General features: G+C 70.1%; 18 protein-coding genes. 8 read left to right on the plus strand and 10 right to left on the minus strand.

Annotated features, from left to right (window positions below; genetic code table 11):
- Window positions 1–34 precede the first annotated feature (34 nt).
- From FIF60_RS12905 to gcl, 3 genes are all read left to right on the plus strand, one after another.
- Window positions 35–1,078: a C-terminal binding protein gene (locus FIF60_RS12905; protein WP_144186496.1), complete on the plus strand. Its 1,044-nt coding sequence runs from the start codon at window positions 35–37 to the stop codon at window positions 1,076–1,078.
- A gap of 94 nt (window positions 1,079–1,172) precedes the next feature.
- On the plus strand, window positions 1,173–1,988 hold the full coding sequence (locus FIF60_RS12910) for an IclR family transcriptional regulator domain-containing protein (RefSeq protein WP_144186497.1): 816 nt from the start codon (window positions 1,173–1,175) through the stop codon (window positions 1,986–1,988).
- Between the two features lie 159 nt (window positions 1,989–2,147).
- Complete coding sequence (gcl, locus tag FIF60_RS12915; RefSeq protein WP_144186498.1) at window positions 2,148–3,986, plus strand: glyoxylate carboligase; 1,839 nt, start codon at window positions 2,148–2,150, stop codon at window positions 3,984–3,986.
- 48 nt (window positions 3,987–4,034) lie between these two features.
- Here the strand turns inward: gcl and FIF60_RS12920 are convergent, their stop codons facing one another.
- A complete protein-coding gene (locus tag FIF60_RS12920) occupies window positions 4,035–4,637 on the minus strand; it encodes a PEP-CTERM sorting domain-containing protein (protein ID WP_144186499.1) in 603 nt (200 codons plus the stop codon).
- Between the two features lie 151 nt (window positions 4,638–4,788).
- On the opposite strand from FIF60_RS12920, the gene FIF60_RS12925 reads away from it, so the two are divergent.
- A complete protein-coding gene (locus tag FIF60_RS12925) occupies window positions 4,789–5,724 on the plus strand; it encodes a dihydrodipicolinate synthase family protein (RefSeq protein ID WP_144186500.1) in 936 nt (311 codons plus the stop codon).
- 14 nt (window positions 5,725–5,738) lie between these two features.
- Here FIF60_RS12925 and FIF60_RS12930 read toward each other — a convergent pair whose 3' ends face one another.
- The 3 genes from FIF60_RS12930 to FIF60_RS12940 form a co-directional block, all read right to left on the minus strand.
- A complete protein-coding gene (locus FIF60_RS12930; RefSeq protein ID WP_158639199.1) occupies window positions 5,739–7,094 on the minus strand; it encodes a serine protease in 1,356 nt (451 codons plus the stop codon).
- 88 nt (window positions 7,095–7,182) lie between these two features.
- Complete coding sequence (locus FIF60_RS12935) at window positions 7,183–8,070, minus strand: alpha/beta fold hydrolase (protein WP_144186502.1); 888 nt, start codon at window positions 8,068–8,070, stop codon at window positions 7,183–7,185.
- A gap of 14 nt (window positions 8,071–8,084) precedes the next feature.
- The gene (locus FIF60_RS12940; protein ID WP_144186503.1) at window positions 8,085–8,879 is read right to left on the minus strand and encodes a short-chain dehydrogenase/reductase; all 795 of its coding nucleotides are present in this window, start codon (window positions 8,877–8,879) and stop codon (window positions 8,085–8,087) included.
- A gap of 235 nt (window positions 8,880–9,114) precedes the next feature.
- Here FIF60_RS12940 and FIF60_RS12945 point away from each other — a divergent pair, with 235 nt between their 5' ends.
- On the plus strand, window positions 9,115–10,017 hold the full coding sequence (locus FIF60_RS12945) for an SMP-30/gluconolactonase/LRE family protein (protein WP_338032080.1): 903 nt from the start codon (window positions 9,115–9,117) through the stop codon (window positions 10,015–10,017).
- Between the two features lie 45 nt (window positions 10,018–10,062).
- Here the strand turns inward: FIF60_RS12945 and FIF60_RS12950 are convergent, their stop codons facing one another.
- From FIF60_RS12950 to FIF60_RS12960, 3 genes are all read right to left on the minus strand, one after another.
- Window positions 10,063–11,043 (minus strand): Bug family tripartite tricarboxylate transporter substrate binding protein, encoded by a 981-nt coding sequence (locus tag FIF60_RS12950; RefSeq protein ID WP_144186504.1) that lies wholly within the window; start codon window positions 11,041–11,043, stop codon window positions 10,063–10,065.
- 71 nt (window positions 11,044–11,114) lie between these two features.
- A complete protein-coding gene (locus FIF60_RS12955) occupies window positions 11,115–12,062 on the minus strand; it encodes a Bug family tripartite tricarboxylate transporter substrate binding protein (RefSeq protein ID WP_144186505.1) in 948 nt (315 codons plus the stop codon).
- A gap of 14 nt (window positions 12,063–12,076) precedes the next feature.
- Entirely contained in the window at window positions 12,077–13,033 is a 957-nt protein-coding gene (locus FIF60_RS12960; RefSeq protein ID WP_144186506.1) for a Bug family tripartite tricarboxylate transporter substrate binding protein, read from the minus strand.
- A gap of 169 nt (window positions 13,034–13,202) precedes the next feature.
- On the opposite strand from FIF60_RS12960, the gene FIF60_RS12965 reads away from it, so the two are divergent.
- The 3 genes from FIF60_RS12965 (at window position 13,203) to FIF60_RS12975 (ending at window position 15,161) form a co-directional block, all read left to right on the plus strand.
- A complete protein-coding gene (locus FIF60_RS12965; protein ID WP_144186507.1) occupies window positions 13,203–13,667 on the plus strand; it encodes a zinc-ribbon domain-containing protein in 465 nt (154 codons plus the stop codon).
- Window positions 13,668–13,859: 192 nt separating this feature from the next.
- On the plus strand, window positions 13,860–14,288 hold the full coding sequence (locus tag FIF60_RS12970) for a helix-turn-helix domain-containing protein (RefSeq protein WP_456305150.1): 429 nt from the start codon (window positions 13,860–13,862) through the stop codon (window positions 14,286–14,288).
- Between the two features lie 15 nt (window positions 14,289–14,303).
- Complete coding sequence (locus FIF60_RS12975; protein WP_144186508.1) at window positions 14,304–15,161, plus strand: sterol desaturase family protein; 858 nt, start codon at window positions 14,304–14,306, stop codon at window positions 15,159–15,161.
- Window positions 15,162–15,194: 33 nt separating this feature from the next.
- On the opposite strand, the gene ppdK is transcribed toward FIF60_RS12975, so the two are convergent.
- From ppdK to FIF60_RS12990, 3 genes are read right to left on the minus strand one after another with little or no spacing between them, the layout of a single operon-like run.
- On the minus strand, window positions 15,195–17,882 hold the full coding sequence (gene ppdK, locus FIF60_RS12980) for a pyruvate, phosphate dikinase (protein WP_144186509.1): 2,688 nt from the start codon (window positions 17,880–17,882) through the stop codon (window positions 15,195–15,197).
- 5 nt (window positions 17,883–17,887) lie between these two features.
- Window positions 17,888–19,966 carry a glycine--tRNA ligase subunit beta gene (gene glyS / locus FIF60_RS12985; RefSeq protein ID WP_144186510.1) on the minus strand — a complete coding sequence of 693 codons (2,079 nt, stop codon included), beginning with the start codon at window positions 19,964–19,966 and terminating at the stop codon, window positions 17,888–17,890.
- Window positions 19,966–20,877, minus strand: coding sequence for a glycine--tRNA ligase subunit alpha (locus FIF60_RS12990; RefSeq protein ID WP_456305151.1), 912 nt, complete (start codon window positions 20,875–20,877; stop codon window positions 19,966–19,968). Before FIF60_RS12990 ends, glyS begins: the two co-directional genes overlap by 1 nt.
- Window positions 20,878–20,956: the final 79 nt, after the last annotated feature.

Raw genomic sequence — 20,956 nt, forward strand, 5'->3', positions numbered from 1 at the left:
CGCAAGCCTGACGCAGCACAACGGAGAAACCGACTTGGCGAAGTTCACGATCCTCACCCCCGCAGGCGCCTCCTTCACCACCGCGGGCGGTGGGTATGACCATGAGCTCGAGGCGCTCGAGGGCATGGATGTCGAGATCGTCGAGTGCCCCGCGACCGAGGAGGGCTTCATCGCCGCCGCATCGAAAGCCGATGCGGTCTATGCCAAGGGCATGAAGTTCAACGCCGCGATGATCAACGCGCTCTCCAAGTGCAAGCTGATCGCGCTCGGCACCGTCGGCGTCGACTATGTGGATGTCGCGGCCGCGACCGCGAAGGGCATCCCCGTCACCAACTGCCCCGACACCTTCATCGAGGAGGTGGCCGACCATGCGATGATGCTGCTTCTCGCCACGCATCGCCGCGCCATCGAGCAGGACCGCATGGTGCGCGAGGGGCGCTGGGGAGAGGGGCGGCCGCAGCTTCTGCAGGTGCCACGCCTGATGGGGCTGACGCTCGGCTTCCTCGCCTTCGGCCGCGTGGCCCGCGCGGTGGCCCGGCGCGCCGCGCCGTTCGGGCTGCAGATGGTTGCCTACGACCCGTTCGTGGAGGAGCTCACGCTGTCGGACTACGGAGTACGGCCGGGCTCGCTGTCCGAGGTGCTCTCGCAGTCGGACTTCGTGTCGATGCACCAGCCCGACACGCCGCTCACGCGCGGCTTCCTCAAGGAGAAGCACTTCCGGCAGATGAAGAAGAGCGCGATCTTCATCAACACCGGCCGCGGCCCGACGGTGGATGAAGCGGCGCTGATCAAGGCGCTGGAAGAGCAGTGGATCGCCGGCGCGGGGCTCGACGTGTTCCAGGTCGAACCGCCGAAGCCGGACAACCCCCTTCTGAAAATGCCGCATGTCATCCTCTCGCCGCACAACGCGTCCGCCTCCGCGCGGTTCGACCCGGCACGCAAGCGGCGCGTCGGGCAGGAGCTGTCGCTCGTGCTGTCCGGCCGCTGGCCGATGAGCTGCGTGAACCCGACGGTCCTGCCAGGCTCCGGCCTCGCCCGCTGGCAGCCGTATGCGATGACGCGCGGCCCCAACTCCTGATGCCGGCGCCCGTTCCGCATCGCGGGACGGGCTTCCATTTTGCCGGCCGCCTCTCTAGCCTCCGCCCGCCGATCGAGCGGGCGGAGGGGTTTTCATGGCAGGAACGGCACGGCAGACGGCGAGGGGGCGGGCAAGCCCGCGCGACCCGAGCCAGGTGCAGTCCCTCACCCGGGCGCTGTCGTTGCTGAACGCGCTCGCCGAGAGCGCCGATGGCATGAGCCTCGGCGATGTGGCGCAGGTCGTCGGCCTTGCGCCATCGACGGCGCACCGGCTTCTGACTACGCTCCAGGGCCAGCGCTTCGTGCGCTTCGTCGCCGGCGAGGGGGTGTGGCAGGTCGGAGTGCAGGCGTTCATCGTCGGCCAGGCCTTCCGCCGTGCGCGCGACGTGCTTGCGCTCGCCCGGCCGGTGATGCGCCGGCTGATGGAGGACAGCGGCGAGACCGTAAACCTCTACATCGAGGAGGGCGGCGAGGTCGTGTGCATGGGCCAGGTGGAGTGCCGCCAGCTGATGCGGGCGATCTCCCGGCCGGGGGGGCGGGTGAAGATGCACTGCTCGGGCGTCGGCAAGGCGATGCTCGCCCGCCTGCCCGATGCGGAGGTCACGCGAATCCTCCAGCTGTACGGCCTGGCGCGGATGACGGAGAAGACCCTCGATACGCCGAGGAGGCTGCGCGACGACCTCGCCGAGATCCGCCGCCGCGGCTTCGCGATCGACGACGAGGAGCATGCCGTCGGCCTCCGCTGCGTGGCTGCCGCGATCGTGGACGAGGAGGGACGGCCCGTCGCGGCCCTCTCCCTCTCCGGGCCGCTCGCCCGCATCGGGGATGCCGCCCTGTATGCCGCGGGCGCGCTCGTGGCGCGGGCGGCAGAGACCGTGACCGGGCAGTTCGGAGGCCGGCCAACCGCCTGATCCGCGCCGGTTCTCCGGGTGCGGTTCCGCATCGTGGAAAGCAATCCCGTATGCCTTGTTCCGCGGGTTGCGCCATCCCATTTGCTCGCCGGCCACGGAACGACCGCCTCGGGAGCGGGCGGCGTGGCTTGGGCGGATCAGGCGATGGGAGATGGTGCGATGCCGAAAATGCCGGCGATCGAGGCGGCTGTTCGCGTTCTCGAGAAGGAGGGCGTCACGGTTGCCTTCGGCGTGCCAGGGGCCGCCATCAACCCGCTCTATGCCGCGCTGAAGCGCCGCGGCACGATCCGCCACATCCTCGCCCGCCATGTCGAGGGCGCCTCGCACATGGCCGACGGCTACACCCGGGCGATGCCTGGCAATATCGGCGTTTGCATCGGCACTTCGGGGCCTGCGGGAACCGACATGATCACCGGCCTCTACACTGCCCAGGCCGACAGCATCCCCATCCTCTGCATCACCGGCCAGGCACCGCGCGCGAAGCTCCACAAGGAGGATTTCCAGGCCGTCGACATCGAGAGCATCGCCAAGCCGGTGACCAAGTGGGCGGTCACGGTGCGCGAGCCAGGCCTGGTTCCCCGGGTGTTCCAGCAGGCCTTCCACGTGATGAAGTCGGGCCGCCCCGGCCCGGTGCTGATCGACCTGCCGCTCGACGTCCAGAACGCCGAGATCGAGTTCGACGAGAGCACCTACGCGCCGCTGCCCGTGTACAAGCCTGCCGCGACGCGGGCGCAGGTCGAGCAGGCGCTCGGCATGCTCGTGACGGCAGAGCGTCCGCTCATCGTCGCCGGCGGCGGCGTCATCAACGCCGATGCGTCCGACCTTCTCGTGAAGTTTGCCGAGGTCACCGGCATTCCCGTGATCCCGACGCTGATGGGCTGGGGCGCGATCCCCGATGACCATCCGCTGATGGCCGGCATGGTCGGGCTGCAGACGTCGCACCGCTACGGCAACGCGACGTTCCTCAAGAGCGACTTCGTCCTCGGCATCGGCAACCGCTGGGCCAACCGCCACACCGGCTCGATCGAGGCCTACACGCAGGGCCGCCGCTTCATCCATGTCGACATCGAGCCGACTCAGATCGGCCGCGTGTTCAATCCGGATTTCGGCATTGTCTCCGACGCCCACGCCGCGCTCGCGATGTTCATCGAGGTGGCGGAGGAGTGGAAGAATGCCGGCAAGCTGCCGGACTGGAGCGAGTGGGCCGCGCAGTGCCTGCACCGCAAGCGCAACATGCTGCGCAAGACGCATTTCGACCAGGTGCCGCTGAAGCCGCAGCGCGTGTACCAGGAGATGAACGACGCCTTCGCCAAGGACACCTGCTATGTCTCGACGATCGGCCTGTCGCAGATCGCGGGCGCGCAGTTCCTGCACGTGTACAAGCCGCGCAACTGGATCAATTGCGGCCAGGCGGGCCCGCTCGGCTGGACGCTTCCCGCGGCCCTCGGCGTGCGCGCCGCCGACCCGCACCGTGAGATCGTCGCGCTTTCCGGCGACTATGACTTCCAGTTCCTGATCGAGGAGCTCGCCGTCGGCGCGCAGCACAAGCTGCCCTACCTGCACGTGGTGGTGAACAACTCCTATCTCGGGCTGATCCGCCAGGCGCAGCGCGGCTTCCAGATGGATTTCGAGGTGAGCCTCGCCTTCGACAACATCAACATGGCCGAGGAGGAGGGTGTCGCCGGCTACGGCGTTGATCACGTCGCGGTCGCCGAAGGCCTCGGCTGCAAGGCCATTCGCGTGAAGAGCCCTAACGAGTTCAAGGAGGCCTTCGAGAAGGCCCGCGCGCTGATGGACGAGCACCAGGTGCCCGTCGTGCTCGAGTTCATCCTCGAGCGTGTGACGAACATCTCGATGGGCACCGAGATCCACAACGTGACCGAATTCGAGGAGATCCTCTGCCTCGACCCCTCGCTGTCGCTCAATGACGTGTCGGGCTCGGTGCTGAACAACGGCACCGCGACGGCGCAGCCCGTGCCGGCGAAGCAGCCGGCCTGAGCAGGCGGCCTGGGCAGGCGGCCTGAGCGGGTGCGATAGCGGCGGGCGCTACCCGCCCCGCCGCCGTCGCGCCGCGACCAGGGCGGCGAGGGCGAGGCCGACGAGGCCCGCGCCGGCCGGCTCAGGCACCGCGATCGGCGGCTCCTCTTCGGCCGGGGCCACGGGGAGCACGCGGAACTTCGCCTCATGCGTCGGCTGCAATGCGCTCGCGAACAGCATCTGCCCGCCGGCATAGGCATCGGCCGCGTAGAAGGAGAGGCTCCAGCGCGGCGTGAGGTCGCCGATCACGGCGGTGTAGACGCTCCCCGCCGTCAGTGCGATGGCGGAAAAATCCGCATCCACCCAGCCGGCGAAGCCCGATGCGAGGCCGGACACCGTGGCGGTGGCGAGCACCGCGCCGGACGCCCCCGCGCCTTCGCGCAGCGTGATCGACACGCTGTCTCCCGCCGGGGCGATGTCCGGCCTGATCTCCTGGATCCAGAAGCCGACCGACACGGTCGCGTCCTCCGCGGTGAAGGACTGGCCGAGGGCGGGGTAGGAGAGAAGCTGCACGGTGCCGCTTGCCAGCGCCTGCACGATCGGCGCCGCGACGGACGGCGAGGCGAGGCCGAGGCAGGACGCTGCGATCAGCGTGGCGAGGGGTCGTTGCATGGCGCGTGTGTTCCTGGGCTTGTGGGTCAGGGCCGCTTCATGCACGCGCAGTTTCTCGGCATGATGTCGGAGGTTTCAGGCCGATTGCAGAACGAACGAAAAGGCGAGGGAGGCGGGTGATGCGGCGAGGCAGCATGCGTGGACGGGGCCGATGACGGGGGGGACCTGGCCGTTCCACGGCATCTATCCCGTTCTCTATGCCTTCCACCGCGAGGATGGGCGGATCGACCCCGACGCCATGCGCCGCCAGGTCGAGCACTGCCTCGGCGCGGGGGCGCACGGGCTGATGGCGCTCGGCCTGATCACCGAGGTCGGCAAGCACACGACGGCGGAGCGGCACGAGATCGTCGCGCTCGTCGCGAACGCGCTCGCGCGACGCAAGCCCTTCATGGTGACGGTGGGCGAGCGCACGCAGCCCGAGCAGCTCGCCTTCGCGCGGGAGGCGCGCGGCAACGGGGCGGACGTGATCATCCTCCAGCCTCCGCCGGCGATAGAGGGCGGCGAGGCGGCGCTGATCCGTTTCTTCGGCGCGACCGCCGATGCACTCGACTGCCCCGTCGCCGTCCAGCACAACCCCTTCAACCTCGCGGTCAATCTTTCCGTGCCGGGCCTCGTGGCGCTGCACCGGAACCACCCGAACGTGACCGTGCTGAAGGCGGAAGGAACCGCGGTCGAGACGGCCGAGCTGGCCGAGCGGACGGAGGGCCGGCTCGCGCTGTTCTGCGGCCATGGCGGCATCGAGTTCCTCTCGAACCTGCGCGCCGGCGTGGCGGGGCTGATCCCCGCGCCCGACATCGTCGCGCTGCAGGTGCGGATCTACGAGCTGTTCCGGCAGGGAACCGAGGCGTCGCTGGCCGAGGCGGAGGCCCTGCACAGGGCGGCTCTGCCGCTCATCGTGTTCCGCATCCGCTCCATCGAGCAGGCGCTGTGCTACGGCAAGCGCGGCTATGCGCGGCAGATCGGCCTCGAGGCGGTGCATGACCGCCCGCCCTTCCAGGCGCCCACGGCGTTCGGGCTCGCGGAGATGGACAGGCTGATCGCCGGGCTCGAGCGAACACTGCGCGAGGCGGGGCTGGCCGGGCGCTGAACGCCTGGCTCAGCTCAGCGCAGGCACTCGACGAGGACCGTCGAGGGGTGGGCGACCTCGCCGACCTCCGCCGCCGGCCGGAAGCCTGACGATGCGGCGGTGCGCGGCGTGACGCCGTTGCGGCGCATGAACTCTTGCGCCACGCGGCCATGGATGGCGATGTTGACATTCTGCGGCAGGTCCCCGCCGGTCCGCTCCGCCACCCTGAGCGCGTTCAGCTTGGCGACGATCACGCCGATCACGTTGCCCGAGCGGTCGAGAAGCGGACCGCCCGAGTTGCCGCTCTGCACCGGCGCGGAGATGATCATGGTGTTCGGATCATCGCGCAGGCCGGTCAGCGCCGAGACCTCGCCGGTCGTCAGCGTCGGGCCGCTGCCGAGGATGCCCGTCAGCGGGAATCCGTAGGTCACGACCTCGTCGCCACGCCGCGCCGGCCCCTCACGGAACGTGAGCACTGGGCCGAGATCGGCCGGCCCTGAGAGAAGGGCGAGGTCGCGCTGGCTGTCGGACGCGAGCACCGTCAGCGGCACGCGCCGGTTTCCCTGCGCGACGGCCTGCACGCCGCGGCAGTTGCCGATGACATGCTGGTTCGTCAGCAGCCGGCCTTCTGCAACGACGAACCCGGTTCCCGTGCTGGCCCGCCTCTGCGCCCCCTGAGGCTGGGGCGGCTGGGCGGCCGGCGGGCGTTGCGCGCCCGGGCTCGGCAGGGCGGCGACGCGGCCGCCTGGGATCGGCTCGGGGCGGTCGGGGCCGGATGCCGGCGGTGGCTTGCCGCCCGCGACTCGCGAGGGGGCCGCAGCACCGGCAGGCGGCGGCTTGCCGTCAGGCGACTGGGCGGCGACGGCGGCGGAGGAGGCGCGCAGGGCCTGGAGCGTCGGCCCGTCCAGCACGCCCGACGGGGGGAGCCCACGGTCGCGCTGGAAGGCGGCGACGGCGCCCTGGGTCCGCGGGCCGATCTGCCCGTCCGCCGGACCGGGGTCGTAGCCGAGGGCGGCAAGCGCGCGCTGCACGGCCGCAAGGGCCTCGGACGAGCTCGACTGCACCTGCGTCTGGACCGCTGTGCCGATGGTGATCTCCGGCTCGGCGCAGATATCCGCGCCCTTCTGGTCGAACACAGAGCCGGCGGCTGTGACGAGGCGCACATCCACGACGCAGCCAGGGACGGAGCGGGTAACCTGGGCCGTCTGGCCTGGCCGCATCGCGCGACCGGCGATCAGGTTCCGCCCCGGCTGGCCGGGCTCGCCCGCGTAGAGGCCGACGGCAACCTCGCCGGTGCGGTTGACGACGCGGAAGCGCGAACCGTCCTGCGCCTCGGCCGGGAGCGGGACGAGGGCGGAAGCTGCCATCAGGGCGGCGAGCAGGGCACGCATGACCGCTAGGTTGGCGCAGCCCCCACCGGAGTCAACGCAGCACTGCGCGAGTCGCACCGCGACGTGCGATGCGACACGCGATGGCGTATCAGCGCGTGCCGAGGATCGAGCCGGTGGTGCTTCTCGGGTCGCGCTTCGGCCAGCGGCCGAGCTCCACCGCCGCATAGAACTCGGCGAGGTGGGCGTTGAAGGCGGCCGGCTCCTCGAGGTTCAGCGTGTGCCCCGTGCAGGGCATCACGACGAGCCCTGCCGTCGCGATGCAGCGCTTCATGAACAGGCTTGCCTCGAGGCAGGGGTCATCCTCGTCACCGGTCATCACCAGGCTCGGCACGGAGAGCGCCCGCATCGGCTGCTCGAGCTCGAAGATGCTCGGGCGTCGCTTCTGCACCCCGCGCAGGGTGTTGGCAGCGCCCTTCGGGTCATGCTCGGCGAGCTGGGCCATGAACTCGGCATAGCCCCGCGGATCCTTGTTCTCGTACTGCACGCGCGTCGGCCCGCGGCCGTAGCTTCCTGCGGCCTCGGCGATCGGCAGCGTCTCGAATCGCTTCGCAGCCACCTCGCACTCCTCGGCGAACTGTGCCCGCTTCTCCGCCGGCGCGCCGTAGCCGACGCCCGCGATGACGAGGGACTTGGCCCGGTGCGGGTAGGCGAGGCCGAAATGCAGCGTCGCGAACCCGCCCATCGAGACGCCGACGATGTGCGCCCCTTGGATGCCCAGGCCATCCATCACGTCGCGGATGTCGTCGCGCGCGCGCTCCTGGCTGTAGCTGTCGGGCGTGGGCGGAACGGCAGAGGGCGGATAGCCGCGTGCGTTGTAGGTGATGCAGCGGTAGCGGCGGGAGAAGAAGCGCACCTGCGGCTCGAAGCTGCGCATGTCTCCGGCGAACTCGTGCACGAACACGATCGCCGCGCCCGAGCCTGTGTCCTCGACCGCGAGGCTGACGTCGTCGGTCGTGGTGATGGTCGTCTGTGTCATCCGGGTGATCCTGTTCAGAACGCGCGGGAGCGGGCGGCCATGCCGCCGTCGATCGTCACGATCGTGCCGCTTGTGAAGCCTGACCGTGGGCTCGCCAGGAAGGCGATCATGTCGCCGATCTCCTCCGGTGTCGCGGCGCGGCCGAAGGGCATGGGCGCGAACAGTTCCTGCCAGCGCTCCGGGTCGCCTGTCCTGTCGCCCGACTTTTTCTTCATCAGCCCGATCAGCCTGTCGGTCGCGACCGGACCGGGGGAGAGGCCGACGACACGAAGCCCGTCATTCGGCGCCGTGCCGCCGAGCGACCGCGTGAAGGCATAGAGCGCCGCATTGCCCGTGACGCCGCAGATGTAGGCCTGGTCGAGCGTTTCCGCCGCGTTCCCCACCACGTTGACGATCGACGGAATGAACGCGGCCGACGATCGGCCCTTCAGGAGCGGATAGAAGGCCCGGCACATGTCGATGTAGCCGAACACCTTGAGCTGCCAGGCCTGGCGCCAGGTCGTTCCGTCCACCTGTGCGAGGCTGCCGCCGGGAATGGCGCCTGCGTTGTTGACGAGGATGTCGATCTCGGGGAAGCGCGCGGCGATGTCCTCCGCCGTGCCCTGCACAGCGATGTCGGCCGCATGGACACGCACGTTCACCTGATGCCGCGAGCGGATGGCGCTGGCCGTCTCCTCGAGCGCGCCGAGGGTGCGCGAGACGAGGATCACGTCGCACCCCTCAGCCGCCATGCTCTCGGCCGCGGCCCGGCCTATCCCCTTCGATCCGCCGGTGATGAGCGCGGTGCGCCCGCGAAGCAGCAGGTCCATTCGGCTTGCTCTCCCTTTCGTGTTTGGCGATGGCACCCCATCCCGGGCTGACGGGCAAGGGGGGTGTGTGCGACACCTCGTTGCGCGAGCGCGACAGCAAGGCCGCGCCGCCAAGGAGAGGAAGCGATCATGACCCTGACCAGACGCGGCGCCATCGCCGCCGCCGCAACGATTGCCGCGAGTTCCAGCGCGTTGGCGCAATGGCGGCCGACCGAACGCTACCCCCGACCCGGCGGTGCAGGTGCTCGACCCCGCCTTCGGCCGCTACCGGCTCGTTCTCGCCTCCGTCGAGCGCATCGCGCATGGAGGGATGCGCTGGAACGAAGGCCCCGTGTGGATGGGTGACTGGCGCGCGCTGCTCTGGTCCGACATCCCCAACAACCGCATCATGCGCTGGGACGAGGCGACGGGGCGCACCTCGATATTCCGCAGCCCGTCGAACTTCAGCAACGGCAACACGCGCGACCGGCAGGGCAGGCTCATTACCTGCCAGCACGACACGCGTAGCGTCACGCGCACGGAGTATGACGGCCGCATCACCACGCTTGCGGATCGTCACGACGGCAAGCGCCTCAACAGCCCCAATGACGTGGTGGTGAAGTCGGACGGCACGATCTGGTTCACTGATCCGCCCTTCGGCATCCTCGGCCACTACGAGGGCACGCAGGCCGAGCCGGAACTGCCGACGAACGTCTACCGGTTCGACCCGCGCGACGGCCGGCTCACCGTCGCGACCGGCGAGGTCAATCGCCCCAACGGCCTCGCCTTCAGCCCCGACGAGAAGAAGCTCTACATCGTCGAGGCCGGCGTGCTGCCGCGGGTGATCCGCTCCTTCGATGTCGGCGATGACGGAAGGCTCACGGGCGGCGGGCCGCTTCTCGATGCCGGTCCGGGAACGCCCGACGGGTTCAAGGTGGATGTCGATGGCAATCTCTGGGTCGGCTGGGGGATGGGAAGCAACGAGCTCGACGGGGTGCTCGTGTTCAACCCCGCCGGCAAGCCGATCGGCCGCGTCGCGCTGCCGGAACGGTGCGCCAACCTCTGCTTCGGCGGGCTGAAGCGGAACCGCCTGTTCATGGCGGCAAGCCAGAGCGTCTATTCGCTCTACGTCAACACGCAGGGGATGCCCTACGCCTGAGCGGGCGGCGCGGCGGGGGCGTGTCCGCCGCGCCGCGCCGATGCCTCATGCCGCCTCGATCTTTGCGGTCCTTACCACCTCGGTCCAGCGCCGCACCTCGTCGGCCTGGAACGCCTTGAGCGCCTCCGGCGTGGTGGCGACGACATCGAAGCCCATCTTCGTCAGCCTGTCCTTGGCCTCGGGGTCCATCAGCGCCTTGCGCGCCTCAGCGGCCACGCGGTCACGGATGTTCGCTGGCAGGTTTGCCGGGCCCATCATCGCCTGCCAGGAGGTGACGTTGAAGTCGGCCATGCCCTGTTCGGCCATGGTCGGCACGTCCGGCATCTGCGGGTGGCGCTCCGGCGCGGTGACGGCGAGCGCGCGCATCCGCCCGTTCGCGACATGGGCATGGATCGTCGGCATGTTCTGGAAGGTCGCGTGCACGTTGCCCGCGATCAGGTCGGTCGCCGCGGCCGCGCCGCCCTGGTAGGGGATGTGGGTGATGTCGGTCCCCGTGCGCTGCTTGAACAGCTCCATGGTCAGGTGGTCGGAGGCGCCGACGCCTGAGGTGGAGTAGCCGAACTTGCCGGGGTTCGCCTTCAGCCAGGCGACGAACTCCTGCAGGTTCTTCGCGGGCGACGAGGGGTGCACGGTCAGCACGTTCGGCGTCGTCACCGCCAGCGTGATCGGCGTGAAGGCCTCCGGGTCGTAGCCGATCGACGCGCCGCGCAGCGCCTTGTTGATCGCGAAGACGCCGATCGAGCCGACGAGGAAGGCGTAGCCGTCGGGCTGGGCGCGGGCGAGCATCTGGCCGGCGACCGACCCGTTCGCGCCGGGCCGGTTCTCCGCCACCACGGGTTGGCCAAGCTGCATCTTCGCAGCGATCACCCGCGCGATGATGTCGGACGGCCCGCCGGCGACGAAGGGCACGAGGACGGTGACGGGACGGGTCGGCGACCAGGCCTGCGCGCGGGCGGAGGGGGCGAGCAGCGCGGCTGCCCCCGCCCCGGCGGTGCCGGCGAGCAGCGAGCGGCGTCGGATCATCATGGGCATATCCTTCCTCGATCGTTCGTTCTTGGCCCGATGATGCCCGGGCGTAGCCTGACCGGGAAGCGCGCTCAATCGGCCTTGATGCCTGCCTCGGCGATCACCTGCTTCCAGGTCGCGCTCTCCGCGGCGATATGCGCGCGCGCCTCTTGCGGCGTCGTCACGGGCAGGTCGGAGCCCGCGCGGGCGAGCCCTTCGCGTAGCGCGCGGTCCTCCCGCGCTGCCGTGAGCACGGCGGCGGACAGCTTCGCCATCGCCCGGTCCGGCACGCCGGCAGGAAGGAAGAGACCGTGCCACGTCACCACCGTCAGGTCGGGTAGGCCGGCCTCGCGCGCCGTCGGAACGGTCGGGAGCTGCGGCAGCCGCGCCTCTCCCGTGGTGAAGAGCGCCGCGATCCGCCCGCTCTCGACGTGGCCGGCGACGGCGGAGAGCGGCGTGATGAAGGCAGCGATCCGCCCGCCGAGCATGTCGGCGATCGCCTCGGGGCTGCCGCGATAGGGAACGTGCACGAGGGTCGTGCCGGTGCGCGCCTTGAAGAGCTCCATGCCGAGATGGGCGAGGCTGCCATTGCCGACGGAGGCGTAGGACAGGTCGGCCCCCGGTGCCCTGGCGCGCTCGAGGAAGGCGGGAAGCGTCGCGCCGAGCCGGGCGTCCGCGGCGAAGACGAATGGCGCTGTGGCGAGCAGCGCGACCGGTGCGAGCGCGGTGTTCGGGTCGATCGGCATCGGCGTGCCGAGATGCGGGCGCATCGTGAAGCTTCCCGGGAAGCAGACGAGTGCGGTCGTGCCATCCGCACGCGCCCGTGCGACATGCTCGACGCCGACCATGCCGCCGGCGCCGGCGCGGGGCTCGACCACCACCGGCTGGCCCAGCCTGTCCTTCAGCGCATCGGCCCAGAGCCGCGCGGTGATGTCGACCGTCGAGCCGGCCGGCGCGCACACCACGAGGCGGAGCGGCTCCTGCGCGGCGGCGGGAAGCGAGGCCAGCAGAACCGAGGCGAGGGCGAGGCGGCGGAGCATGACCGTGTCCTGTGTCAGACGGTGATGTTGGCGGAGCGGATCAGGGTGCCCCAGCGCTCGGTTTCCTCGGCGAGCAGGCGGCGCAGCGCCGCGGCATCGCCTGACGCCGCGACCGCGCCAAGGGCGGCGAACCGTTCCTGGAGCGCACGATCCCCCGTCACCTTCATGAGGGCGGCCTCAAGGCGGGAGGCGACGGCATCGGGCGTGCCGGCAGGGACGAAAACACCCTGCCAGAACACCGCATCGAAACCGCTCAGCGTGGCGGCGACGGGCGGCAGCTCGGGCGTCGCGGCGAACCGTTCCGCGGACGAGATGGCGATGCCCCGCGTCCTGCCCTCGCGCATCACCGGGATCGCCTCGAGCGCCGCCTGGAAGGCGAGCTGCACGCGGCCTGCGACGAGGTCCAGCACCATCTGCGCACCGCCGCGATAGGGGACGTGCAGGATGTCGATGCCGGCACGCGCCTTCAGCAATTCGAGCGCGAGATGGTTCACCGCCCCGTTGCCCGAGGAACCGCCCGAGAGCTTGCCGGGATTGGCCTTGGCATACGCGATCAGCTCCGCAACGGTCTTGGCCGGCACGTCGGGGTGCACGTGCAGGACGAACGGGCTTCGCATCGCCATGCCGATGGGGCGAAGCTCGGTCATCGGGTCCTTCGGCGTGAGCTGCGGCTGCAGGGTCGGGTTGATGGCGAGGCTCGTCGCACCGAACAGGATCGTGTAGCCGTCCGGGGTCGCGCGTGCGACATGCGTGGAGCCGATCGAGGTGCCCGCGCCGGGGCGGTTCTCGATCACCACCGGCTGGCCGAGCTCGCGCGCGAGCCCTTCGCAGATCGCCCGCGCCGTCGTGTCGGTCACGCCGCCTGGCGGGTAGGTGACGACGGCGGTGATCGGCCGAGCGGGCCAGCCCTGTGCGCGCACCGGCGCAGCGAGGACGAGGGCGGGCGCGGCGAGCAGCGAGCGTCTCAGCATTCTGGCATCTCCTCCGGGCGTTTTGGCCAGGGTAGCGGCATGCCCCACGCATGTGTAGGAGCCGTTCCGCGATGCCCGCATCTCGCCCCTTGCGCCGGCGCGCGCGGCGGGAGACGTTGCGGCCGCGGCCCCTTGGGGCGGAGCCGTGACGGTCCTGGGGCGGGTTCGCATGATCATCGAATGTCCACGCTGCTCGGCGCGCTACGACGTGGCCGAGTCGCTGATCGGCGCGGCAGGCAAGAGCGTGCGTTGCGCCAAGTGCGGCAATGTGTGGCTGGCCCGGCGCGACATGCAGGACGCCGACGCACCCGTGCAATGGCCGGAGGCGCCGCAGCGCCCCGCCCGGGCAGAGGCCTCGGAGATCCCGCCCTCGCCCGAGCCGGCCGAGGACGAGGCGCTCGCCGAATTTCGCGAGGCGCAGGAAGGCAAAGGCGGCTTCGCCCGGTTCCCCACCCCGCCGGACGGGCCCCCTGCCGCCCGCCCGCGGCTCGGCGGCGCGGCGACGATCGGCTGGGTTGCGACCATCCTGGTGCTCGGGGCCGCTGGCTGGGGTGCCTATGCCTACCGCGATGCCGTCGTGCAGGCCTGGCCGCCGAGCGAGCGTGTCTACCTCGCCCTGGGATTGCGCTCATGATCGCGTGAGGTGTTAACCGCCGCACGCCAAGGGACTGGGATAGCGAGGAAAACTTCGGGGCTCGGCGAACCTCCGGCGCGTGCTCACGACAATGTTCTTACGCGGGAGGCGAATTCCGCCACGGTTTGGGTGTTAGGTGCGGACCCATGCAGGCGCCGCCCCGGCGCCACGCCAACAACTCCGGAGGGTGCCATGGACGTGATGTCCCGGATGCAACCCGATGAGACGCGCGAGGAAGCACGGCGAACGCCTCTCCGCGCCGGGTCGATCGACCGCCATGTCGGGGCGCGCATCCGCGAGCGCCGCCTCATGCTCGGTCTCAGCCAGCAGCAGCTCGCCGATTCGATCGGTGTGACCTACCAGCAGGCCCATAAATATGAGCGTGGGCTGAACCGGATCGCCGCCGGCCGGCTCTACGAGATCGCACAGGTTCTGGGCGTACCCATCTCCTGGTTCTTCGACGGCATCGGCCCCGGCAAGGAGCCTGCGCCGATGACGCAGCGCCAGCGACTCTGCCTCGAGGTTGCGCGGAACTTCGCCCATATCAGCAACGAGCGGCACCAGCTTGCGCTGAGCCAGATGGCCCGCGCGCTGGCCGAGGCCGAGGCGAGGGGCGAGTAGCCTTCAGCGGCCGCGATGACTGAAGGGGGAGCTGCCGTCGAGCCGCTGGTCCGGCTCGGCGTTTTCGTATCCGTCCTGATCGCCATGGCGGCGTGGGAGCTGCTCGCCCCGCGCCGACACCAGGCGCACGGGCGCACCTCGCGCTGGCCATCCAACCTCGGCATCGTCGCGCTCGACAGCCTGATCGTGCGCGTGCTGTTCCCGGCAGGCGCGGTCGGCGCAGCGCTCTGGGCGGAGTCGCAGGGGCTCGGCCTGTTCCGACTTCTCGACGCACCGTTCTGGGCGGCGGTGCCGCTCACCGTCGTGCTCCTCGACCTCGCTATCTGGGCGCAGCACCGCGTCTTTCATGCCGTGCCGGCGCTCTGGCGCCTGCACCGCATGCACCACACCGATCTGGAGTTCGACGTCACCACCGGCCTTCGCTTCCACCCGGTGGAGATCGTCCTGTCGATGGTGATCAAGATCGCCGTCGTCATTGCGCTCGGCGCGCCGGCGCTCGGCGTCCTCGTGTTCGAGGTGCTTCTGAACGCCTGCTCGATGTTCAGCCATGGCAATGTGCGGCTGCCCGGGTGGATCGACCAGGCGCTGCGGCGGGTGATCGTGACGCCGGACATGCACCGCGTGCACCACAGCGTCATCCGCGAGGAGACCGACAGCAATTTCGGCTTCTGCCTGTCGGTATGGGACAGGTGGTTCGGCACCTACCGCGCCGAGCCCGCAGCGGGCCAGCTCGGCTTCACCATCGGCATCGAGACGTTCCGTGACCCGGCAGAGCTTCGGCTCGACAGGCTCCTCACCCAGCCCTTTCGCGCAGACAAGGCGCGGACCGACAAGCCGCAAGACGACAAGCCACGGGTGCTGCCGGCGGAGTGAGGCGGCGCGGCACGGCCACGCCGCCTGCGCGGCTCAGGCCGTTCGGTCGACGCCGCCCACGCCGAGCGCCGCCTGGGCGGCGGCGAGGCGCGCGACTGGCACGCGGTAGGGCGAGCAGGAGACGTAGTCGAGCCCGACCTCCTGGCAGAAGGCGATCGACGCGGGGTCGCCGCCATGCTCGCCGCAGATGCCGAGCTTGATGTCGGGCTTCGTCGCGCGGCCCTTCTCGACGGCGATCTTCACCATCGCGCCCACGCCCTCGCGATCGAGCGAGACGAACGGGTCCTTCGCGAGGATGCCCTGCTCGAGATAGGCGGGAAGGAACTTGCCCGCATCGTCGCGCGAGAGGCCGAACACGGTCTGCGTCAGGTCGTTCGTGCCGAAGCTGAAGAAGTCGGCCACGTCGGCGATGCGGTCGGCGGTCAGCGCCGCGCGGGGCAGCTCGATCATCGTTCCGACGCTGTACTCGACCTTCGCGCCCTTCTCGGCGAATACCGCTTCGGCCATGCGGTCGACCTGCGCGCGGGTGATCTCGAGTTCCTTCTTCATGCCGACGAGCGGGATCATGATCTCCGGGATGGGCGCCTTGCCTGTCTCCTTCGCGACCTCGAGCGCGGCCTCGAAGATGGCGCGGGCCTGCATCTCGTAGATCTCGGGGTAGGAGATGCCGAGGCGGCAGCCGCGATGGCCGAGCATCGGGTTCGCCTCGGAGAGATCGGCCACACGACGCGCCATGGCCTCGGCCTCTGCGCCGATCGAGGCGGCCACCTCGGCGATCTCCTCCTCCGAGTGGGGAAGGAACTCGTGCAGCGGCGGGTCGAGCAGGCGGATCGTCACCGGCAGCCCGGCCATGATGCGGAACAGCTCGACGAAGTCCTTCCTCTGGTGCGGCAGCAGCTTGCCGATCGCCCGACGCCGTCCCTCTGCATCGTCCGCCATGATCATCTCGCGCACGGCGAGGATGCGCTCTGCGTCGAAGAACATGTGCTCGGTGCGGCAGAGGCCGATGCCCTCGGCGCCGAACTTGCGTGCCGTATCCGCATCGAGAGGCGTCTCGGCGTTGGTGCGGACCTTCAGCGTGCGGATCTCGTCGGCCCAGCCCATCAGGGTCGCGAACTCGTCCGACAGCTGCGGCTCGATCATCGGCACGGAGCCCACGAACACCTCGCCGGTCGCGCCGTCGATGGTGATCGTCTCGCCGCCGCGAACCACCTGGCCGCCGGCCGACAGGGTCTGGCTCGTGTAGTCGACCGCGAGGCCGCCAGCGCCGGCGACGCAGGGCCGCCCCATGCCGCGTGCGACGACCGCCGCGTGGCTCGTCATGCCGCCGCGGGTGGTGAGGATTCCCTTGGCCGCATGCATGCCCGCGATGTCCTCGGGGCTCGTCTCGATGCGCACGAGGATGACGCTCTCGCCCTTCTGCGCGCGCGCCTCCGCCTCCTCGGCAGAGAACACCACCGCGCCGCAGGCGGCACCCGGGCTGGCCGGCAGGCCCTTGCCGAGCGGCGTGCGCTTCGCGCTCGGGTCGAGCGTCGGGTGAAGCAGCTGGTCAAGCGAGGCAGGGTTGACGCGGCGGACGGCTTCCTCGCGCTCGATCAGGCCTTCATTGGCCATGTCGACGGCGATGCAGAGCGAGGCAGCGGCGGTGCGCTTGCCGTTTCGCGTCTGCAACATATAGAGGCGCCGCTGCTGGACGGTGAACTCGATGTCCTGCATGTCGCGATAGTGCGTCTCGAGCACGCCGCGCACGCGCATCAGCTCGGCGTACACCTCCGGCATCACCTCCTCCATCGAGACCTCGCCCGGCTTGGCGGAGGCCTTCGACAGAGGCTGCGGCGTGCGGATGCCGGCGACGACGTCCTCGCCCTGGGCATTCACCAGGAACTCGCCGTAGAGAAGGTTCGTGCCGGTCGAGGGATCGCGGGTGAAGCACACGCCAGTCGCGCAATCCTCGCCCATGTTGCCGAACACCATGGCCTGGACGTTCACCGCCGTTCCCCAGTCGGCCGGGATGTCGTGCAGACGGCGATAGGTGATGGCGCGCTGGTTCATCCAGGAGCCGAACACGGCGCCGACGGCAGCCCAGAGCTGGTCCCACGGGTCCTGCGGGAAGGGCTTGCCCGTGGCGTCCTCGACGACCTTCTTGTAGCCGGAGACGACGCGCTGCCAGTCCTCCGCCGTCAGCGCGGTATCCTCCGTCACGAGCTTCTCGTGCTTCACCTCGTCGATGATCTCCTCGAAGCGGTGATGATCGACATCGAGCACGACGCCGCCGAACATCTGGATGAAGCGGCGGTAGCTGTCCCAGGCGAAGCGGGCATCGCCCGACTTCCTCGCGAGCCCATCGACGGTGGCGTCGTTCAGGCCAAGGTTCAGGACGGTGTCCATCATGCCCGGCATCGACACGCGCGCGCCGGAGCGGACGGAGACGAGAAGCGGGTTGGCGGGATCGCCGAAGCGGAAGCCCGTCGTCTGCTCGACCGCGGCCAGCGCATCCTTCACCTGCTTCTCGAGGCCGGAGGGGTACTTCCGGTCATTGGCGTAGAACGCCGTGCAGACCTCGGTGGTGATGGTGAAGCCGGGGGGGACGGGCAGGCCGATCGAGGCCATCTCCGCCAGGTTGGCGCCCTTGCCGCCGAGGAGGTTGCGCATGCCCGCGCGGCCCTCGTTGGCGCCCGCGCCGAACGAGTAGACCCATTTGGTCGCGGTGGTTCCGTCCATTGTGCTTACCCCTCGAGCAACGAAAAATCGGCGGCCCGGGCGGTGACCGCCCGGATCCGTGACAGGAGCCGTAACCGATTACCACGCAGTTCGGTTTCCGTCGCGTTGACGGTCACGGCAGCGAAAAAGGCATCGACGGGCGCACGGAGGCGGCCCATCTCGGCCATGGCGCCGGCGAAATCCTCCCGCCCGAGCCGTTCGCCGATGGCCGGCTCGGCGGCATCCAAGGCAGCGGCGAGCGCGGTTTCGGCGGGTTCGCGAAGCAGCGCGGCGTCGGGCGGCTCGGCATAGGCGCGGCCGTCCTTCTTCTCCTCGATTCGGAGGATGTTGCTCGCGCGCTTGTGAGCGGTGAGGAGGTTCGCGCCATCCTCCGTGCCGAGCAGTGCGGCGAGCGCATCCGCCCGCGCGAGAAGCCGCACGAGGTCGCCGTCCCGCTGCGCGCCGAGCGTTGCGGCGATGACGTCATGCCGGCGGCCTTCGGCGCGAAGCTGCACGCGCAGGCGTTCGATGAGGAAGCCGTAGAGACCGTCGACCAGCGCCGCCTGCCGCGCCTGGTCGAGCCCGAGAGGTTCGGCGAAGGCCGCGACCGCCTCGCCCAGGAGGACGACGAGATCGAGACGAAGCTCGTTCTCGCGCACGAGCCGGATCACGCCGAGCGCGGCGCGCCGCAGGGCGAAGGGGTCCCCCGAGCCGGTGGGGCGCTCGTCGGCGGCGAAGAAGCCAGCGATCGTATCGAGCCTGTCTGCCAGCGCGACGGTGACGCTGACCGGCGCGGAGGGAACAGCGTCGCCCTGCCCGGCGGGGGCGTAGTGCTGCTCGATCGCGAGCGCGACCGCCTCGTCCTCGCCGTCATGCGCGGCGTAGCGGCGGCCCATGTAGCCCTGAAGCTCGGGAAACTCGCCGACCATGCCGGTGACGAGATCGGCCTTGGCGAGCATCGCCGCCCGCTCTGCCTTGGCGATGTCGGCCCCGAGCATCGGCGCGAGGATGCCCGCGAGCCGCACGAGCCGGAGGACGCGCGCGCCCTGCGTGCCGAGCCTGGCGTGGAACGTCACCGCCTCGAGGCGCGGCAGGCGCGAATCGAGCCTCTGCCGGCGGTCCTGGTCCCAGAAGAAGCGGGCATCGGAGAGGCGCGCGCGCAGCACCCGCTCGTTGCCGGCGACGATGGCGCGCCCGCCATCCTTTGCCTCGATGTTGGCGACGACGACGAAATACGGCGCGGCAGAGCCGTTTGCGGTCAGCAGCGTGAAGTACTTCTGGTTCAGCCGCATGGTGAGCTGCCGCACCCGGTCGGGCAGGTCCATGAACGCGTCGTCGATCCGACCGAGCAGCGGCACAGGCCATTCGACGAGGCCGGCCACCTCGTCGAACAGGCCGGGGTCGCCAGCCACGGTGCAGCCGACCTCGGCCGCGCGCGCCTCGACGCCCGCGACGATCGCTGCCCGCCGCTCGGCCGGGTCGACGATCACCTTCGCGTCGCGAAGCTTCGCCGCGTAATCCTCGAAGCCAGAGACCGTGATGGCGCCGGGGGAGAGGAAGCGATGGCCCTCGGTGACGTTGGAGGCGACGAGCCCGTGCCCGTCATCGACGCCTTCTGCCAGCGAGAAAGCAATCACCGCGCCGTCGAGCGTGCAAAGGATACGCCTGAGCGGCCGTACCCAGGCGAAGCTGCTCGACCCGCCCCAGCGCATCGACTTCGGCCAGCCGAAGCGGCGGATAATGCCTGGCATCGTTTCGGCCACCAGCGACGCGGCGGAGAGTGGGGGCGCGCTCTTCTCGAGCACCCAGTACCCGCCTTCCTCGCGCAGCGCGTCCTTCGTCGCGCCGTGCTTCTTGAGGAACCCTGCGAGCGCGGCTTCCGGCGCACTTGTGCGTGGTCCGCGCTCTGTGCTCGCGCTCGCTTCCGTCGCTGCCTCGGCGGTCACGACGAGGCCGATGCGCCGCGGGCCGCTGAAGCTCCGTACCTCGCGCGGGTTGAGCGCGCCGAGCGCCTCTGTGACGGCGCGGGCGAACTCCTCCGCCGCGCGGCCCTGCATGCGCGCGGGAATCTCTTCGCTGAAGAGTTCGAGAAAAAGCTCGGGCATCAGGCAACCTGCTCGCCGGCCAGCCACGCCTCGCAGCAGCCCTTCGCCAGCGCCCGCACCCTACCGATATAGGCAGCCCGCTCCGCCACCGAGATGACGCCCCGGGCGTCGAGCAGGTTGAAACGGTGAGAGGCCTTGATGCACTGGTCATAGGCCGGCAGGGCGAGCCCGTGCGCGAGCAGCACGGCACACTCCTTCTCGGCATCCTCGAAATGGCGCAGCAGCGTGGCCGTGTCGGCGTGCTCGAAATTGTGGGCGCTGAACTCCTGCTCGGCACGGAGGAACACGTCGCCATAGGCGAGCGCCGTCGGCGACGCGGGGTCGTTGAACGGCAGGTCGTAGACGTTCTCGACGCCGAGGATGTACATCGCCAGACGCTCGAGCCCGTAGGTCAGCTCGGCAGAGGGCTTCTCGCAAGCGATCCCGCCCACCTGCTGGAAATAGGTGAACTGCGTCACCTCCATCCCGTCGCACCACACTTCCCAGCCGAGCCCCCAGGCGCCGAGGGTGGGACTCTCCCAGTCATCCTCGACGAACCGGATGTCGTGCAGCAGCGGGTCGATCCCGAGCTCGCGGAGGCTCTCGAGATAGAGGCCCTGCGGGTCGGGCGGCGAGGGCTTCAGGATCACCTGGTACTGGTAGTAGTGCTGGAGCCGGTTGGGGTTCTCGCCGTAGCGCCCGTCCGATGGCCGGCGTGAGGGCTGCACATAGGCGGCGTTCCACGGCTTCGGCCCGAGCGCCCGCAGCGTAGTGGCGGGATGGAAGGTCCCCGCGCCCATCTCCATGTCGTAGGGCTGCAGGATCACGCAGCCGCGTGCCGCCCAGAACGCGGACAGCCGGAGGATGATCTCCTGGAAGCTCCTCGGGGCCTCCCGCACCGCGGGGGCGACCGTTTCCTGGCGGGACTCCATGCGCGTCTCGTTCGGACCTTTGCCTCGTCGCGTTCGGTCAGTATCCGGCGGTTCTACCCATGCTGCAGTGCAGCGACAA

It is taken from the genome of Elioraea rosea, assembly GCF_007644105.1.
Lineage (GTDB): Bacteria > Pseudomonadota > Alphaproteobacteria > Acetobacterales > Acetobacteraceae > Elioraea_A > Elioraea_A rosea.

Coding starts and splice junctions, on each gene's coding strand:
- FIF60_RS12960 (WP_144186506.1), bottom strand. CDS start 13,033: ATGCTGAGACGCTCGCTGCTCGCCGCGCCCGCCCTCGTCCTCGCTGCG.
- FIF60_RS12935 (WP_144186502.1), bottom strand. CDS start 8,070: ATGACACAGACGACCATCACCACGACCGACGACGTCAGCCTCGCGGTC.
- FIF60_RS12955 (WP_144186505.1), bottom strand. CDS start 12,062: ATGCTCCGCCGCCTCGCCCTCGCCTCGGTTCTGCTGGCCTCGCTTCCC.
- FIF60_RS12970 (WP_456305150.1), top strand. CDS start 13,860: ATGGACGTGATGTCCCGGATGCAACCCGATGAGACGCGCGAGGAAGCA.
- FIF60_RS12975 (WP_144186508.1), top strand. CDS start 14,304: ATGACTGAAGGGGGAGCTGCCGTCGAGCCGCTGGTCCGGCTCGGCGTT.
- FIF60_RS12925 (WP_144186500.1), top strand. CDS start 4,789: ATGACGGGGGGGACCTGGCCGTTCCACGGCATCTATCCCGTTCTCTAT.
- FIF60_RS12910 (WP_144186497.1), top strand. CDS start 1,173: ATGGCAGGAACGGCACGGCAGACGGCGAGGGGGCGGGCAAGCCCGCGC.
- ppdK (WP_144186509.1), bottom strand. CDS start 17,882: ATGGACGGAACCACCGCGACCAAATGGGTCTACTCGTTCGGCGCGGGC.
- FIF60_RS12965 (WP_144186507.1), top strand. CDS start 13,203: ATGATCATCGAATGTCCACGCTGCTCGGCGCGCTACGACGTGGCCGAG.
- glyS (WP_144186510.1), bottom strand. CDS start 19,966: ATGCCCGAGCTTTTTCTCGAACTCTTCAGCGAAGAGATTCCCGCGCGC.
- FIF60_RS12990 (WP_456305151.1), bottom strand. CDS start 20,877: ATGGAGTCCCGCCAGGAAACGGTCGCCCCCGCGGTGCGGGAGGCCCCG.
- FIF60_RS12940 (WP_144186503.1), bottom strand. CDS start 8,879: ATGGACCTGCTGCTTCGCGGGCGCACCGCGCTCATCACCGGCGGATCG.
- FIF60_RS12920 (WP_144186499.1), bottom strand. CDS start 4,637: ATGCAACGACCCCTCGCCACGCTGATCGCAGCGTCCTGCCTCGGCCTC.
- gcl (WP_144186498.1), top strand. CDS start 2,148: ATGCCGAAAATGCCGGCGATCGAGGCGGCTGTTCGCGTTCTCGAGAAG.
- FIF60_RS12930 (WP_158639199.1), bottom strand. CDS start 7,094: ATGCGTGCCCTGCTCGCCGCCCTGATGGCAGCTTCCGCCCTCGTCCCG.
- FIF60_RS12950 (WP_144186504.1), bottom strand. CDS start 11,043: ATGATGATCCGACGCCGCTCGCTGCTCGCCGGCACCGCCGGGGCGGGG.